The organism is Mesorhizobium sp. M1A.T.Ca.IN.004.03.1.1, assembly GCF_003997555.1.
Taxonomy (GTDB): Bacteria; Pseudomonadota; Alphaproteobacteria; order Rhizobiales; family Rhizobiaceae; genus Mesorhizobium.
In genome coordinates, this window is the sequence record NZ_RZTV01000006.1 from 1 (window position 1) to 15,726 (window position 15,726).

13 protein-coding genes are annotated in these 15,726 nt (G+C 63.8%); 3 read left to right on the forward strand and 10 right to left on the reverse strand.

Annotation, left to right across the window (positions count from 1 at the left end; translation table 11 throughout):
* On the forward strand, nucleotides 1–168 hold a 168-nt coding region (locus tag EOD29_RS19805), incomplete at its 5' end, for a Na+/H+ antiporter NhaA (RefSeq protein ID WP_206520479.1).
* Between the two features lie 58 nt (nucleotides 169–226).
* Here EOD29_RS19805 and EOD29_RS19810 read toward each other — a convergent pair.
* The 4 genes from EOD29_RS19810 to cueR form a co-directional block, all read right to left on the reverse strand.
* Entirely contained in the window at nucleotides 227–727 is a 501-nt protein-coding gene (locus tag EOD29_RS19810) for an MmcB family DNA repair protein (protein ID WP_164746772.1), read from the reverse strand.
* Between the two features lie 422 nt (nucleotides 728–1,149).
* Nucleotides 1,150–1,317 (reverse strand): hypothetical protein, encoded by a 168-nt coding sequence (locus EOD29_RS35980; protein ID WP_156751061.1) that lies wholly within the window; start codon nucleotides 1,315–1,317, stop codon nucleotides 1,150–1,152.
* A gap of 411 nt (nucleotides 1,318–1,728) precedes the next feature.
* A complete protein-coding gene (locus tag EOD29_RS19820; RefSeq protein WP_067324300.1) occupies nucleotides 1,729–2,031 on the reverse strand; it encodes a DUF1330 domain-containing protein in 303 nt (100 codons plus the stop codon).
* 85 nt (nucleotides 2,032–2,116) lie between these two features.
* The gene (cueR, locus tag EOD29_RS19825; protein WP_067003523.1) at nucleotides 2,117–2,506 is read right to left on the reverse strand and encodes a Cu(I)-responsive transcriptional regulator; all 390 of its coding nucleotides are present in this window, start codon (nucleotides 2,504–2,506) and stop codon (nucleotides 2,117–2,119) included.
* Between the two features lie 223 nt (nucleotides 2,507–2,729).
* On the opposite strand from cueR, the gene EOD29_RS19830 reads away from it, so the two are divergent.
* Entirely contained in the window at nucleotides 2,730–3,347 is a 618-nt protein-coding gene (locus tag EOD29_RS19830; protein ID WP_067003525.1) for a L,D-transpeptidase, read from the forward strand.
* A 173-nt stretch (nucleotides 3,348–3,520) separates the two neighbouring features.
* Here the strand turns inward: EOD29_RS19830 and EOD29_RS19835 are convergent, their stop codons facing one another.
* The 6 genes from EOD29_RS19835 to EOD29_RS19860 all read right to left on the reverse strand — a co-directional run bounded on the left by EOD29_RS19835 (nucleotide 3,521) and on the right by EOD29_RS19860 (nucleotide 12,993).
* The gene (locus EOD29_RS19835) at nucleotides 3,521–4,090 is read right to left on the reverse strand and encodes a NifU family protein (protein ID WP_067003527.1); all 570 of its coding nucleotides are present in this window, start codon (nucleotides 4,088–4,090) and stop codon (nucleotides 3,521–3,523) included.
* Between the two features lie 144 nt (nucleotides 4,091–4,234).
* On the reverse strand, nucleotides 4,235–6,484 hold the full coding sequence (locus EOD29_RS19840) for a glycogen debranching N-terminal domain-containing protein (RefSeq protein WP_127247544.1): 2,250 nt from the start codon (nucleotides 6,482–6,484) through the stop codon (nucleotides 4,235–4,237).
* A gap of 216 nt (nucleotides 6,485–6,700) precedes the next feature.
* A complete protein-coding gene (locus EOD29_RS19845; RefSeq protein WP_067003529.1) occupies nucleotides 6,701–7,192 on the reverse strand; it encodes a universal stress protein in 492 nt (163 codons plus the stop codon).
* Between the two features lie 102 nt (nucleotides 7,193–7,294).
* Nucleotides 7,295–8,362: a tryptophan--tRNA ligase gene (gene trpS, locus EOD29_RS19850; protein ID WP_127247545.1), complete on the reverse strand. Its 1,068-nt coding sequence runs from the start codon at nucleotides 8,360–8,362 to the stop codon at nucleotides 7,295–7,297.
* A 172-nt stretch (nucleotides 8,363–8,534) separates the two neighbouring features.
* Entirely contained in the window at nucleotides 8,535–10,142 is a 1,608-nt protein-coding gene (gene murJ / locus EOD29_RS19855; RefSeq protein ID WP_095799240.1) for a murein biosynthesis integral membrane protein MurJ, read from the reverse strand.
* Between the two features lie 46 nt (nucleotides 10,143–10,188).
* Nucleotides 10,189–12,993 (reverse strand): [protein-PII] uridylyltransferase, encoded by a 2,805-nt coding sequence (locus EOD29_RS19860; protein WP_127247546.1) that lies wholly within the window; start codon nucleotides 12,991–12,993, stop codon nucleotides 10,189–10,191.
* A gap of 195 nt (nucleotides 12,994–13,188) precedes the next feature.
* Here EOD29_RS19860 and EOD29_RS19865 point away from each other — a divergent pair, with 195 nt between their 5' ends.
* Nucleotides 13,189–15,699 (forward strand): heavy metal translocating P-type ATPase, encoded by a 2,511-nt coding sequence (locus EOD29_RS19865; protein ID WP_127247547.1) that lies wholly within the window; start codon nucleotides 13,189–13,191, stop codon nucleotides 15,697–15,699.
* The last annotated feature ends 27 nt before the right edge of the window (nucleotides 15,700–15,726 follow it).

Here is a 15,726-nt window from a genome sequence, read left to right on the forward strand (position 1 = left end):
TTCACCATGAGCCTGTTCATCGGCCTGCTCGCCTTCGCCAATGACGCGGCCCTTCAGGACGCGGTAAAGGTCGGCATACTCGCCGGCTCGCTGATCGCCGCGCTGGTCGGCGCGGCGGTGCTGCTGATGGCGCCAGCGACGGGTGGGGCGGAAGAGGATGTGGAGTAGGCCAGACCGCAACGCCCCGTTCCTCTCCCCGCCTTCGGGGGGGGCGAGGACATGGGTGCTATTCACTCTCGCCATCCAGCGCCGGCACCGCCACGCCGGCAAGCTCCGCCGCCAAGAGCCGCGCCGCGCCGGCGCGGGCGATCCTGAGCATCAATGCCTTGCGCGTCGCGGCCGCGATGCGGTGCTCCGGCGCCTCGCGCAAGATCTCCGCGCCATAGCCGTCGGAGAGGATGAAGCCGCATTCCTCCGGAAAGATTTCCGCGGGCACGCCGGGATGGGTGGCGAAGAAGAAGCGGTCGGCATGCAGCCGGTAGTCCGGCCATTTGCGATCGACGCGAAAATCCTCGATCGAGGATTTGATCTCGATGATCCAGATGTCGCCCTGCCGGGTCAGCGCGACAAGATCGGCCCGCCGGCCGGTGGCCAGGGATAGCTCTGGCAGCACATGCGCGCCCATTTGGGTCAGCAGACGCTGCACGCCGCGCCGCACCAGCATGGCGCGCTCCGACTGGCGGCCGTCGATCAGCGGGTTGAGGGGAATCGCGGAAACGATAGGCATGGCAGGCACCATGCCAGATTTTGTTCACGGTTTGAACACGATTATTAAAGGGCGATTGTATATTTGACAGACCCAGACGCACAATTAATTCGGGAACCGAATTGGGTTCCGGTATGTTGACCACTATCGCCGGTAACGACCCAACGGACATCGGCGGCTGAGAGACAGCGATCTAGCGCTCCCGTCTGCATAAGACCGGAGCCACGCTATGTCTCCCAACAATCCCCATCGCGCGCTTTATTCCAATCAGGACAGCATTCTAATCGCCAGATCGAGAGAGTATATCGAACGCTCACGACGGCGGCTCATAGAAACCGAACCGTTGCTCGATCCTCACCGGATGCGTCACCCCACACAGGATCGGGATATCGCCAGCATCCTGCGCGGCACTTGGTGGAAGTCTTATGATGACGACCAAGGGGCTAGCGAGGCTTCTTTCCCGCTTTCTCGTCGTGCTTAGGCGGCGGCGGGGACTTTGCCACTTTCTTAATCGCCGCGTTCAACGGCTCTTCGGAATCGACGGTTTCAATCTCCCGCGCCAGTTCGCGGAACTTCTCAACTTGACTCTTTTCAGCGGGTTTGCCTGACATTGCGCACCTTTGCTTTATTGACGAGAGTGGTAGCCCGCCCAAACCCTGCCGCGTGGGCAATAGGCCCTATTTTGTCACAGCCGGTCTTATCATGCATGAGGCCCAATGGCATGGCATTGCAGACGAAGTGCGCAGGATAAAGACCAAATATGGCGTCACAGGCGAAATCAAATGGCGCTATTTCGGCCCAGATAACACGGACCCGGGCAACTCCGTCGCCCACCTAACGAGGGCGAAAGGCGCGGGCGGTTATATATTTCACAGACCACCGCAACACTTGAGAGTGTTGCTACCCTGCTGCATCCGCAGTATGAACCCCAAAAAAATCCTAAGCCGAACGCAATCAGCGTTACAGGCCAATCGGTGATCGCCCAAGTAATGCCGATGATTGACGCTTCATTGTAGAGCGCCTCATCCAGCCTCCCCCAGATCCCCTTCGAAGATGAGCAGCACGCGGTTCGACGCCTGCAGCGCAAACCGCTTCGCTTCCTCGTAAGCCGGGTCGTCATAGCAGGCCTTGGCAGCTTCCAATGACGGGAATTGGACGACGATCACCCGACCGGCATCGCGCGCCTCCACCAGCAGGGGCGGCACTTTCGAAGGATTGCTGCGTGCCTGATACTTCTCGCCGATGGGCTTCCAAAGCCTGGCGTATTCGGCTTGCGCTTCCTGATCCGAAATCTCGGTGCCGACGATGAGCCAGTATCCCTTCACGGGTGGAGCACTCCTGCCGAGGATTTGTTTCTGGCTCAAGAGCTAAGATAGAGATCGGATACTTGTCTAGCTCCGGTCGGCGACTTCACGCCGCCCCCGCCATGTCATCCAAAATCGGGCAGTCCGGCCGGTCGTCGCCGTGGCAGGCGTGGATCAGCTTCTGTAGCGTCGCGCGCATCGACTGCAGTTCGCGCACCTTTTCCTCGATCGCCCTGACATGGGCGCTGGCGATTTCGCGCACGTCATGGCTGGCGCGGTCGCGGTCCTGATAAAGCGCCATCAGCTGCCTGCAATCATCGATTGAAAAGCCGAGGTTGCGGGCGCGGCGCAAGAAGGCCAGCCGGTGCACGTCGTCGCGCGAGTAGTCGCGGTAGCCGTTTTCGGCCCGCGCCGGCAGGATCAGGCCGATCTCCTCATAGTAGCGGATGGTCTTGGCCGGCAGGCCGGAACGCTCGGCGGCATCACCGACATTCATGGCGCTCTCCTGTCTCCGGCAGCCTTTCCGGCTGCCCCGTTGATTTTACTTCACAATCCTGGGACCCCTGTTGCCGAAATGCCGCAGTTCGGCACTTACCAGCAGGGAAGGTCATGCATATAGGCAGTGCACGCTTGGCAAGCAAAAGAAATGCCAGCATGAATGATGGTGAGAAAGCGGCCGACTCGTGCCGCTGATAAAAGGCGGGGCGTCGGACCTATTCATGCGCTTGAAGTCGTTTGCAATCGTCGCCGCCCTTGCGCTGTCGACCGCGATCAGCGGGTGCAGCACCATTGGCGGGCAAATCTTCACCAACAACTATGGCGCGATGACCGATGCCGGCTATCAGCTGCCGCGCATCCCGATCGAGAAGGTTCCGGCCCGCTTCCGCCGGCAGGAAGTGCGCTACGACACTCCCGAGAAGCCCGGCACCATCATCGTCGACACCCAGAACAAGTTCCTCTACTTCGTCGAGGGTGACGGCATGGCCATGCGCTACGGCATCGGGGTCGGCCGCGAGGGCTTCGAGTGGCACGGCACCGCCCATATCGCGCTGAAGCGCGAATGGCCGACCTGGACGCCGCCGGCGCCGATGATCAAGCGCCAGCCCGAACTCGCCAAATTCGCGGGCGGCATGGAGCCGGGCCTGAAGAACCCGCTCGGCGCGCGCGCCATGTATCTGTTCAACAAGGGCGGCGACATGGGCTACCGCCTGCATGGCAGCCCGGAGTGGTTCTCCATCGGCAAGGCGATGTCGTCGGGCTGCATCCGCCTGATGAACCAGGACATTATCGATCTCTACGACCGCACTTCGGTCGGCGCCAAGGTCATCGTGATGTGATCACGATGGCCGCGGACAAAAGCTTGCGTGCGCGGACCGTCTAGGCAACAACAAGACGTCCAAAGACAGAAAACCGGGCTGTTGGGGCCCGGTTTTTTGTTTTTGCGGTTGGAGAAAATTCACTCCGCCGAGAAGCTCAGAAACCGCAACAGGCGGCCGGCGGAGCAGAATTATCAGGCGACCTGCTCGACCTGCTGCACTTCCGGAACAAAATGCCGAAGCAGGTTCTGAATGCCGTGCTTCAGCGTCGCCGTCGATGACGGGCAACCGGCACAGGCACCCTTCATGTGCAGGAACACGGTGCCGTTCTCGAAGCCGCGGAAGGTGATGTCGCCACCATCCTGCGCGACCGCCGGGCGCACCCGGGTGTCGAGCAGCTCCTTGATGGTCAGCACCAGCTCCTCATCCGCCTTGTCGTAGAACTCGCCGGCCTGGCCGGCATCGTTGGCCGGGGCCGCCGAAGCCATGACCGGCGCGCCGGACATGAAATGCTCCATGATGGCGCCGAGGATCGCCGGCTTCAGGTGCTGCCAGTCGGGACCGTCCTTGGTCACGGTGATGAAGTCGTAGCCGAAGAAGACGCCGGTGACGCCGGGGATCTCGAACAGCCGGCCGGCCAGCGGCGAAGCCTGCGCGGCGCCTTCGGCGTCGCGGAAGTCGGCGGTGCCGTCGCGCAGCACTTCCTTGCCGGGCAGGAATTTCAGCGTCGCCGGGTTCGGCGTCGATTCGGTCTGGATGAACATGGATATCTCCAGGCCCTTCCGGGCCGATAGTTTGGAATAGTTCTAAATAGGCTCTATCGGCTGGACATTCAAGCGAAACGCGTCGCCCGAACGGCTGGCTGGCGGAATGTTTTTGCCCCGGCGGAGCGCTTCGCCACGGCAAGCCTATCCTCCGACTTCCACGCTGAGTTGTCCACTCGTCTTCTGGATGTTCACCTCGGCGCCGTCCGCCGTGCGCATGAATTCGAGGTCGGCGCTTGCCTCGCCGACCCGCAGCCCGCGAAGCTCGATGCGGCTGACGAAATCGGGCAGTCGCGGCCGCACGATCCGCAGCCTGTTTGCGAAGGCGTCGGGCTCCAGGCCGAGGCAGGTGGTCACCAGGAACGGCACCGCGCCCGCTGCCCATGCCTGCGGGTGGCAGGCCACGGGATAGTGCACCGGCACCTGGAAATCGTTGCGCTGAAAGCCCGCCATCGCCTCCGGCAGCCGGTGATGGCGGAAGTGCATCGCCGCTTCGACAATGGCGGTGAAGGTCCTCAGCGCCGCGCCGTCCTCGCCATACCGCCGGCAGCCGGCCGCCAGCAGCGCATTGTCATGCGGCCAGACGGTGCCGAGATGATATCCGACGGGATTGTAGCGCCGCTCCGCGCTCGAGAGCGTGCGCACGCCCCAGCCGTTGAACATGTCGTCCTGCATCAGCCGCCGCACGGTTCGGCGGCCCTTGCCCCGATCCGCGATACCGGTCCACAGCGCATGGCCCGGGTTGGAGGAAACGACCGCGACCGGGCGGCCGCGCGCCTCGAGCGCCAGCGCGAAAGTGTCCAGGTCCTCGCACCAGAAGTCGCGGTTGAACCGTGTCCGAAGCTTTTCGGCCTCGCCGCGAACCTGCCTGGCGCTGTTGCGCTCGCCAATGCGTTCGTAGAGATCGGCGATGGCATGCTTGGCCGCAAACACATAGCCCTGCATCTCGACCAGCGCGATCGGCGGCCTGGCGATGCTGCCGTCGGTCCTGACGATCGCGTCGGCCGAATCCTTCCACCCCTGGTTGACGAGACCGCTTTCCGAGATGGTCCGGTATTTGACATAGCCTTCGCCATGCCCGTCTCCGGCCTTGGCGATCCAGCCCAAGGCCTTTTCCACCGGCTCCCGCAGTTCGCGGAAGAGCCCCACGTCGCCTGTCCACGCGGCATAGCGGCCGAGAAGCAGCAGGAAGAGCGGGGTCGCGTCGACCGTGCAGTAGAATCTGGCATGTGGGACATTGCCCGCGCGAGCGAGCTCGCCGACGCGCAGCTCATGCAGTATCTTGCCGGGCTGCTCCTCTCGCCATCGATCCGTTCGACGTCCCTGATAGCCGGCTAGAAGGCGCAGCGTCTGGGCGGCGATCTCCGGCTGGAAGGCGAGCATCTCGAGCGCGACGATCAGGCTGTCGCGTCCAAACAGCGCGACGTACCACGGCACGCCGGCTGCGAAATACTCCCTGTTGCCAAGATCCGACCTGAGCACCGCGAGATCGCGCAGCGAACGGTCCATGATGCTGTTGAGCAGCAGGCTGTCGCTGTCGAACTTCGTGTGTTGCTCCAGCCATTTTTCAGTATCCGCCTGAACCGTCCCGGCAAAGCCCTCGAGAGCAAACGCCGGGTGCTGGCTCATTTGCTCGGCCTCCGGCTCTTCCGACAGTTCCCTCAATTCTATGGTGATGGCGATGGTGCGCCTTTCTCCTGGCGAAACATCGAACTGGAACTCGGCCGCGGTTCTGTGCATGGCATCGGGTGCCGGCAAGAAACCGATTGTTGCCGTTCTGCGAACGTGGTCGGCGCCGTGATAGACAAAGTGGAGGCTGCCGTCGCGCCAGGCAGGCCGCTCGCACCTGCCGAGGTTCTTCGGCACCAGTCCGCGCACATTGAAAATGTCCTCGAAGCCGGCGCCGAAGTGCAGGGTCAGCGGAAAGCCATGCGGCTCGTTGCCGAAATTCTGGATGGTCAGAACCTCTCGCACACATGTTTGCTCCGCATCGAGAATGCGCTCCCAGCGGATGCCGAGCTCGTCCTTGGGGATCAGTCGCCCCCCATCGCAATGCAGGTCGGGATTGGCCAGTTCGAAAAGCGCGGCGTAACCTCTTTGCGCGGTCGAGGCCAACACGATCGGCGGCAAACCGCCCAGCGTCATCTCATAGCCGCCGAGGAAACGGCAGTCGTGGAAATAGAGCCCGAAGCCGTGCTCGCCTTTCACCGGTATCTGGGCGTCGGGAGCGAGGATATAGTAGAGATCGAGATTCTTGACCGTAATCGCGCCGGCGATGCTGTCCACCATGGCCGGGTGCCCCTTGGCGAGCACGCGGTGCCTGCGCTCCTGCTGCGCATCAGGCGTCTGCCGGGCTTTTTGCTGTGATCGCGCTGCCTGCGAGCGCGGCTGCACCGGTGATCCAGTCCCAGCGTTTCGCGGCTTTGACGTGCCGCTACGCCCTGCTTTCCGGGTTGATTCGTCCACCGGCGCTCCTTTGGAATGGCGTTTCCGTGACCATTCCAAATGGCGCGCCGCCGACACGGGCCAAGGGCTATGGGCTGGTTGATAACATCGATGTGTATCTGCGGATCGGCGACGTTCCAATCGGGCAGGAGGGGCCTTCCCAATTCAGGCCAGGCTCTCGATTTCCTCGTCGGAGAGGTTCTGCGGCACCACGGTAACCGGGATGGGGAAGGCGGCGCCCCGGCCGGCCACCGCACTCACCAGTGGCCCCGGACCTTCCTTGCCGGCGCCGGCCGCCAGCACCAGGATGGCGATGTCCTGGTCTTCCTCGATGAGCTTGTGGATTTCCTCGGTCGGCTTGCCTTCGCGCACCACCAGTTCCGGCTCGATGCCGACCTTCTGGCGCACCTTGCTGGCATAGGTGTCGAGCGCCGCGCGCGCGGTCGCGTTGGCTTCCTCGCGCATGATCTTCTCAACCCCCAGCCAATGCTGGAAATCGTCCGGCTCGATCACGTAGAGCAGGACCAGCACGCCGCTGGTGCTCTGTGCGCGCGTCGATGCGTAGGCGACCGCGCGCTCGCATTCCGGCGTATCGTCGATGATCGCCAGGAATTTGCGGCGATGTCCGGCTTCACGGCTGAGGCGTTTGGAAACCATGTCTGTCCGCTCGGTATCAATTCGGCCGCAATCTGCCACCGCCACGGACCGGCGGCAAGCCGCCGGCCGGTATGGCGATCCCAGTCAACCAGCGAGGACCGATCAGTCCTGCAACAGGCCGATGATGTCGCGCACCGTCTTCATCGTGCCTTCGGCGATCGCGCGGGCGCGCTCGCCGCCGTCCTTGAGCACGGCGTCGACATGGGCGCGGTCGCCCTCGATGCGGCGCATCTCCGAGGCGATCGGCGCGAGCTTTTCGACCGCAAGGTCGGCCAGCGCCGGCTTGAACACGGAAAACTGCTGGCCGCCATATTCCTTCAGCACGTCGGCTTTGGAAATTTCGGCGAGGCCGGCATAGATGCCGACCAGGTTTTCGGCTTCCGGCCGGCTTTCCAGCCCGCCGACTTCACTCGGCAAGGCCTCCGGATCGGTCTTGGCCTTGCGGATCTTCTTCGAGATTGTGTCGGCATCGTCGGTGAGGTTGATGCGCGACAGGTCCGACGGGTCCGACTTCGACATCTTCTTCGAGCCGTCGCGCAGGCTCATGATGCGCGCCGCAGGACCGCCGATCACCGGTTCGGTGATCGGGAAGTAGCCGTTCACCGTCTCTTCGCCGACCTGCATCTCGACGCCGACGCCGAGCGCCGCGATCTTTTCCGAGAAGTCGTTGTTGAATTTTTGCGCGATGTCGCGGGTCAATTCCAGATGCTGCTTCTGGTCCTCGCCCACGGGCACATGGGTGGCGCGGTAGAGCAGGATGTCGGCGGCCATCAGGCTCGGATAGGCGAGCAGGCCGAGCGAGGCGTTCTCGCGGTCCTTGCCGGCTTTGTCCTTGAACTGCGTCATCCGGTACATCCAGCCGATGCGCGCCACGCAGTTGAAGATCCAGGCCAACTCGGCGTGCTGGATGACTCGCGATTGGTTGAAGACGATGTGCTTCTTGGGGTCGATGCCCGATGCCAGGAAGGCGGCGGTGATCGAGCGCGTCTGGTCGCCAAGGTCCTGGTGCACGAGCTGCGCCGTCAGCGAATGCAGGTCGACGACGCAATAAATGCAGTCGGACTGTTCCTGGAGGGCGACGAATTTTTTGATGGCGCCGAGATAGTTGCCGAGATGCAAATTGCCGGTCGGCTGGACGCCCGAGAAGACGAGGGGCTTGAAGGCGGACATGATTTCCTCATGGCTTGTGGAGGGCCGTATACGCATGATTCCAAAAAGTTGCAGACTTTTTGGAGCCAATCATGCGGCTGGAAACCGCGCGCGGCGAAAGTCTTGCGACGGCGGGCTTATGGACGAAGGCGAATGCGGGATCAAGACCGGTGTTGCTGAAAGCCAGCTCGAGTTATTCATCCAAGCCGGTGTTCGATTTCCGCGGCGCAGATTTCCCCGTGCCGCGCTTCACGTTCCGACGGATCATGCCGAAATCGGCGCCGCCGGTGCCGAAGGCGGTGATGAAGTAGAGCGCCGCACCCCCGCCGACAAGCGCGAGCAGCGTCGTCGCCTTGATCACCAGCGGCGAGCCGGGTCCGAGCCTTGCCGCGAAATAGTGCTCGGCGAAATAGAGCGCGACCGCCATCACAACAGCCGACAGCACCAGCCGGGGAATGCGCTTCAAGAGCGGTATGTCACGACCCCAGTGGCCGCGCTTTATCAACATGCCGAGCAGCAAAGCCGCGTTGACCCAGCCGGCGACGGCCGAGGCGACGGCGATGCCCGGCGCGCCCATCGAAGGAAACAAGCTCAGCGCGGTGGCGACGTTCACGCCGACGGAGATGGCGGCGAAGATCATCGGCGTGCGCGTGTCCTCGCGCGCGAAATAGCCGGGCGTGAAGGCCTTGATCAGCACGAAGGCCGGCAGGCCGAGGCCGAAGATCGCCAGGATCGAGGCGACGATCGGCGTCGAATGGTTGGCGGCGAAGGCGCCGCGCTCATAGACCAGTCGCACGATCGGCTCCGACATCACCCAAAGCGCCGCGGCCGCCGGCAAGGTCATGAACAGCGTGAATTCGACCGAGCGGTTCTGCAAATTGGCCGCCTCGATCAGATTGCCCGATTTCAAAGCCCGCGACAGCTCCGGCAGCAGCACGATCGCCACCGCGACGCCGACGACGCCGAGCGGCAGCTGGTAGATGCGATCGGCATAGGCGAGCGATGACACGGCGCTGTTCTGCCCGGAGGCAATCGCCGTGCCGATCAGCTGGTTGATTTGGGTGATGCCACCGGTAATAGCGGCCGGCAGCGCCAGGATCAGGAGCCGCTTGACGTTCGGCGTCATCTTGGGCCGGCGGAAGCCGATCGAGATGCCGGCATGGCGCACCGCTACCCAGACGATGGCGAGCTGCACGATGCCCGCCGCCAGCACGCCCCAGGACAGGCCGAAGCCGACATCATGCGCGTCGAGCCCATGATACCAGGCATAGGCGAGCACGCTGATCAGGATGATGTTGAGGAAAGCGGGGGCGATCGCTGCGGCGAAATAGCGGCGCAGCGAGTTCAGCATGCCGGCCATCATGGCGCCGAGCGACATGCAGATCAGATAGGGGAACATGATCGTCGCCAGCCGGACGGTCGTCTCGAACTTGCCCGGAATGTCGGCAAAGCCCGGCGCCACCAGGTAGCGGACGATCAGCGGCATCGCCAGTTCCATGGCGATGGTGAGCGCCAGAAGCGCCGAGAACAGCACGCCGAACACTTCCTCCGAGAAGCGCTTTGCGCCGTCGGTGCCGTGCGTTTCGATCTCCTTGGCGAACAGCGGCACGAAGGCGGCGTTGAAGGCGCCTTCGGCGAACAGCCGGCGGAAGGTGTTGGGAAACTGGAAGGCGGCGTTGAAGGCGTCGGCGACCGGTCCGGTGCCGAGGGCCGCCGCCATCAGCATCTCGCGGCCGAAACCCAGCGCGCGGCTCATCAGCGTGCCGGAGGCGACGGTGGCGAATTTTTTGACAAGGCTCATGCGGAGGATGACTGCCTGCGGAATTGCGTCAAATGGATGGTGATGATCACTCGGCGGCCGCCGCCTTGGCCTTGCCGTTGCGTTCGGGCGCGTTGCCTTCGAGTGTGTCGATCAGCCGCTTGTGGATCGTGGCCGTGCGCGTCGGGCTGTCGATCTTCTGGCCGGTAAGGTCGGTGACATAGAAGGTGTCGATGACCTTTTCGCCGAAGGTGGTGATGTGGGCCGAGGCGATATCGAGCGATAGGTCCGACAGCGCGCCGGTGACCTCTGAGAGCAGGCCGGGCCGGTCCAGCCCCTCGATTTCGATCACGGAAAAACGGTTCGACAGCGTGTTGCGGATCTCGGCGCGCGGCGGAATGCGGAAGGCCTTGGCGCCGCGCTTCGGCTTGGCGCGCTTCTCGATCATCTCGGGCAGCCAGCTCTTGCCGGACAGCACGTCCTCGATCAGCTTGCCGACGCGTTCGGCCCGCCGCCGCTCGTCCTCGTCGCGATCGAATTCTCTGGAGATCAAAATGGTGTCCAGCGCCCGCCCGTCAGAGGTGGTGAAGATCTGCGCATCGACGATGTTGCCGCCGGCCGCGGCACAGGCGCCAGCGATCACCGACAGCAGGCGCGGATGGTCCGGCGCCAGCACGGTGATCTCGGTTACCGCTTCGAACTCATGCGTCTTCACAATGGTGGCGAGCTTCCTGCCGGCCACATCCGCCTCGCGGACGAATTCGGCGTGGCGCAACTGGTCGGGCAGGTCGACTGTCAGCAGATAGTTTTCGTAGTGCTGGGCGACATAGCGCTTGCGCTCCTTCGCCGGCCATGCGGAAAGCGCCTCGGCCAGCCGCTCGCGCGCGGCGGAGGTGCGCTCGGCGCGCGACACTTCGGAGAAGCCCCCGGTCAAGAGCAACTCGGTCTCGAAATAGAGCGTGCGCAGCAATTGTCCCTTCCAGCCGTTCCACACGCCGGGTCCGACGCCCCGAATGTCGCAGACGGTCAGGATCAGAAGCAGCTTCAGCCGCTCCACCGATTGCACGATCGAGGCAAAATCCTCGATCGTCTTGCGGTCGTTGAGGTCGCGCGTCTGCGCCGTCATCGACATCACGAGATGGTTTTCGACCAGCCAGGCGACGGTCTCGGTGTCGGCGGCCGACAGCCCCATATGCGGACAGATGCGCCGCGCGATCCTGGCGCCGGCCTCCGAATGGTCCTCCGGCCGGCCCTTGGCGATGTCGTGCAGGAGCACCGCGACATAGAGCGCCTCGCGGCTTTTCTTCAACCCCGGCATCAGCGAGTGCGACAGCGGATGCACCTTGGCGCCGTCGCCGCGCTCGATCTCGGCCAACACGCCAATGCAGCGGATGAGATGCTCGTCCACCGTATAATGGTGGTACATCGAGAACTGCATCATGGCGACGATCTTGCCGAAGTCGGGGATCAGCTTGCCGAGCAGCCCCGCCTCGTTCATGCGCCTGAGGTTGAGCTCGGCATTGCGGTCCGAGGTCAGGATATCGAGGAACAACCGGTTGGCCTCCTCGTCGCGCCTGAGCGACTTGTTGGCCAGGCCGAGCGACCGGGTAAGCAGCTTCAGCGCGTCGGGGTGGAACTCCAGCCCGTGCTTGTCGGCGAACCAGAACAGCCGAAGCAGGTTGACCGGATCGCGTTCGAACACGCTGTCGTCGGCAATGTTGATGCGGTGGTTGTCGACAATGAAATCGGACGTGCCGGCAAGCTTGCGCTTGCGCCGCGAGAAGGTGAGGAAGATGCGGTTGAAGCCGGGCACATGCTTGGCCTGCTCTTCCTCGAGCGCGGCGCAGAAGATGCGGGTGAGATCCCCGACATCCTTGGCGACCAGGAAGTAGTGCTTCATGAAGCGCTCGACAGCCGACAGCCCGGGATGCGTCGTATAGCCCAGCCGCTCGGCGATCTCGCGCTGGATGTCGAAATGCAGCCGCTCTTCCGCCTTGCCGGTGAGGAAATGCATATGGCAGCGCACCGCCCACAGGAAGTCCTCGGCCTTCTGGAATTCGCGATACTCGGCTTCGGTGAAGACGCCTTTCTCGACCAGTTCCTGGCCGGTACGCACGCGATAGAAGTATTTGCCGATCCAGAACAGCGTCTGCAGATCGCGCAGACCGCCCTTGCCGTCCTTGACATTGGGCTCGACGAGATAGCGGCTCTCGCCCGCCTTGGCGTGGCGCTCGTCGCGTTCGGCGAGCTTGGCCTGCACATATTCGGGTCCGGTGGTGCGCACCACTTCGTGGTCGAAGCGGGTAAGCAGTTCGTCGTAGAGCTTGCGTTCGCCCCACAGGAAGCGCGCTTCCAGTATCGAGGTGCGGATGGTGATGTCGGTGCGCGAGAGCCTCAGACACTCTTCGATGTTGCGGGTGGCGTGGCCGACCTTCAGCCCCATGTCCCACAGCATGTAGAGCATGTATTCGACGATCTGCTCGCCCCACGGCGTCTGCTTGTAAGGGAGCAGGAACAACAGGTCGATGTCGGAGCCCGGCGCCAGCGTGCCGCGGCCGTAGCCGCCGACCGCGACGACCGCCATGCGCTCGGCGGCGGAGCGGTTCTTGACCTGGTAAACGTGGGTGGCCGCGAAATCGTAAAGCGCCCGGATCAGCTCGTCCATCAGATGCGACAGCCGCTCGGCGCAGGCATGGCCGCCGCCATCCTGCTTCAGCATCGCCTCGGCGATCGTTCGCCCTTCCGCGAGCTTGCCCTTGAGCAGTTGGAGAACCGCTGTGCGGGCAGCCTTGCCGGAGCCGTCGCCTGCGCTCGGCGCCGTCAGCGCAGTCATGTCGCGGCGCAAAGCGTCGCCATTGATGATTTCGTCGAGTTTGAGGGAGATCTTGGCCATTCGGCGGCGTCTATAGCGCGTTTTCTTCGCGCTGTGTATGGGGCGTGCGACAGGCCGAATTCCATCACGCGGAAGGTGCGTTCGACGCTCAGCCGATCAACTTTATAGACTAAAAAATCGAAACTGACCCTTGACCTTCCAGTTACTGGAAGGACTACCTCCGCCTCAATCCGAGAGTTCCGAGGCATTTGCTTAATGACCCATTCCGACCATAACCATCATCATGCGCACGGCGCATCCTGCTGTTCGGGGAAGAATGCTCGGCCTGCGACCGAAGCGGTGATTCGCGACCCCGTCTGCGGCATGGCGGTCGACCCGGCGGCCGGCAAGCCGGCGGCCGAGCATGGCGGCAGGACCTTTCATTTCTGCAGCGAGCGCTGCCGCACGAAGTTCCAGGCCGAGCCGGACAAATATCTGACGGCCACCGATCCCGTCTGCGGCATGAATGTCGACCGCGCTAGCGCCAGGCATTTTGTCCGACACGAGGGGCAGGGTTTCTATTTCTGTTCGGCCGGATGCAAGGACAAGTTCGAAGCCGAGCCGGCAAAGTATCCTGCCGGCCGGCCTGCGCCGCAGCCGATGCCTAAGGGCACGCAATACACCTGTCCGATGCATCCCGAGATCATCCGCGACAGGCCCGGCTCCTGCCCGATCTGCGGCATGGCGCTGGAGCCGATGGGCGTGCCCTCCGGCGACGAAGGCCCGAATCCGGAGCTTGTCGATTTCACCCGCCGCTTCCGGGTCAGCGCCGTGCTTTCGCTGCCGCTTCTGATCATCGCAATGGCGCCGATGCTCGGCGTCAGCTTCGAAAGCTTCGTCGACGGCCGCACGAAGACATGGGCAGAGCTGGCGCTGGCGAGCCCGGTGGTGCTGTGGGCGGCGTTCCCGTTCTTCCATCGTGGCTGGGCATCGCTGCTCAACCGCAGTCCCAACATGTGGACGCTGATTTCGCTCGGCGTCGGCGCTGCCTATCTCTTCAGCCTTGTCGCGACGCTGTTCCCGGATGTCTTCCCGCACCAGTTTCGCGGCCATGATGGCAGCGTGCCGGTTTATTTCGAGGCGGCCGCGGTCATCGTCTCGCTGGTGTTCCTCGGCCAGGTGCTGGAACTACGCGCCCGCGAGCGCACGGGCTCGGCCATTCGCGCCTTGCTCGACCTTGCCCCAGAGACGGCGCGCCTGATCGGCGCCGACGGGTCCGAGAAGGACGTGCCGCTCGACAGCGTCAAGACCGGGGACAGGCTCCGTATCCGTCCCGGTGATGCCGTGCCGGTCGACGGCATTGTGCTCGAGGGGCGCTCGGCCATCGAGGAATCGATGATCACTGGCGAGCCGCTGCCGATCGAGAAGTCGGAGGGCGATTCGCTCACCGGCGGCACGCTCAACAAGAACGGCTCCCTCATCATGCGTGCCGAAAAGGTCGGCGCCGAGACCACGCTTTCGCGCATCGTCGAAATGGTCGCCAAGGCGCAGCGCTCGCGCGCGCCGATCCAGGGGCTGGCAGATCGAGTTTCCTTTTACTTCGTGCCGGCTGTCGTGCTGGTGGCGATCATCGCCTTCATTGTATGGTCGCTCTTCGGCCCCGAGCCCAGCCTGGCCTTCGCCATCGTGTCGGCGGTGTCGGTGCTGATCATCGCCTGTCCCTGCGCGCTCGGCTTGGCCACGCCGATGTCGATCATGACCGCGACCGGCCGCGGCGCGCATGCCGGCGTGCTGATCAAGGAAGCGGCGGCGTTGGAGCGCTTCGCCTCCGTCGACACACTGATCGTCGACAAGACCGGCACCTTGACCGAGGGCCGGCCGCGGCTGACCGATGTCGTCGCCGCCGAAGGCATTGCGGAGAATGAATTGCTGGCGCTCGCCGCGACGCTCGAAAAGGGCTCGGAACACCCGCTCGCCGAGGCGATCGTCGAGGGTGCCGCCGAACGCGGCGCCAAGCTTGCAGGTGCCGAGAACTTCGAGGCGATAACCGGCAAGGGCGTTGCCGGCACCGTGTCCGGCAGGAAGGTTGCGCTCGGCAATGCGGCGATGATGGCCGACCTCGGCGTCGACACCGCGCCCGTTTCCGCCAGCGCGGAAGCGCTGCAGGCCGAAGGCAAGACGGCGATGTTCGTTGCCGTCGGCGGCAAGCTTGCCGGCCTGGTTGCCGTCGCCGATCCGGTCAAGGCAACCACGGCCGAGGCGATCAAGGCGCTGCACGACAAGGGCTTGAGGATCATCATGGCGACCGGCGACAACGAGCGCACGGCAAAAGCGATCGCCGGCAGGCTCGGCATCGACGAGGTCCGCGCCGGGCTGCTGCCGGATCAGAAGGCGGCACTTGTCGACGAACTGCGCGCCAGGGGCGCCGGCATCGCCATGGCCGGCGACGGCGTCAACGATGCGCCGGCGCTTGCCGGAGCCGATGTCGGCATCGCCATGGGCACCGGCGCCGACGTCGCGGTCGAAAGCGCCGGCATCACGCTGGTCAAGGGCGATCTCAACGGCATCGTCAGAGCCCGCACACTGGCCCAGGCGACGATCCGCAACATTCGCCAGAACCTGTTCTTCGCCTTCCTCTACAACGTGCTCGGCGTGCCGGTCGCCGCCGGAGTGCTCTACCCACTCACCGGTATGCTTCTGTCGCCGATGATCGCGGCGGCGGCGATGAGCCTGTCGTCGGTCTCGGTGATCGGCAACGCGCTGCGGCTGAGAACGTTGAAACTCTGAGCGACGCCCCCAAATACGACATTCCAT

Bases quoted from the DNA above. Each gene is read 5' to 3' on its own strand.
- EOD29_RS19810 (WP_164746772.1), bottom strand. From the start codon at position 727: ATGCCTATCGTTTCCGCGATTCCCCTCAACCCGCTGATCGACGGCCGC.
- EOD29_RS35980 (WP_156751061.1), bottom strand. From the start codon at position 1,317: ATGTCAGGCAAACCCGCTGAAAAGAGTCAAGTTGAGAAGTTCCGCGAA.
- cueR (WP_067003523.1), bottom strand. From the start codon at position 2,506: ATGAATGTCGGTGATGCCGCCGAGCGTTCCGGCCTGCCGGCCAAGACC.
- EOD29_RS19830 (WP_067003525.1), top strand. From the start codon at position 2,730: ATGCGCTTGAAGTCGTTTGCAATCGTCGCCGCCCTTGCGCTGTCGACC.
- EOD29_RS19835 (WP_067003527.1), bottom strand. From the start codon at position 4,090: ATGTTCATCCAGACCGAATCGACGCCGAACCCGGCGACGCTGAAATTC.
- EOD29_RS19845 (WP_067003529.1), bottom strand. From the start codon at position 7,192: ATGGTTTCCAAACGCCTCAGCCGTGAAGCCGGACATCGCCGCAAATTC.
- trpS (WP_127247545.1), bottom strand. From the start codon at position 8,362: ATGTCCGCCTTCAAGCCCCTCGTCTTCTCGGGCGTCCAGCCGACCGGC.
- murJ (WP_095799240.1), bottom strand. From the start codon at position 10,142: ATGAGCCTTGTCAAAAAATTCGCCACCGTCGCCTCCGGCACGCTGATG.
- EOD29_RS19860 (WP_127247546.1), bottom strand. From the start codon at position 12,993: ATGGCCAAGATCTCCCTCAAACTCGACGAAATCATCAATGGCGACGCT.
- EOD29_RS19865 (WP_127247547.1), top strand. From the start codon at position 13,189: ATGACCCATTCCGACCATAACCATCATCATGCGCACGGCGCATCCTGC.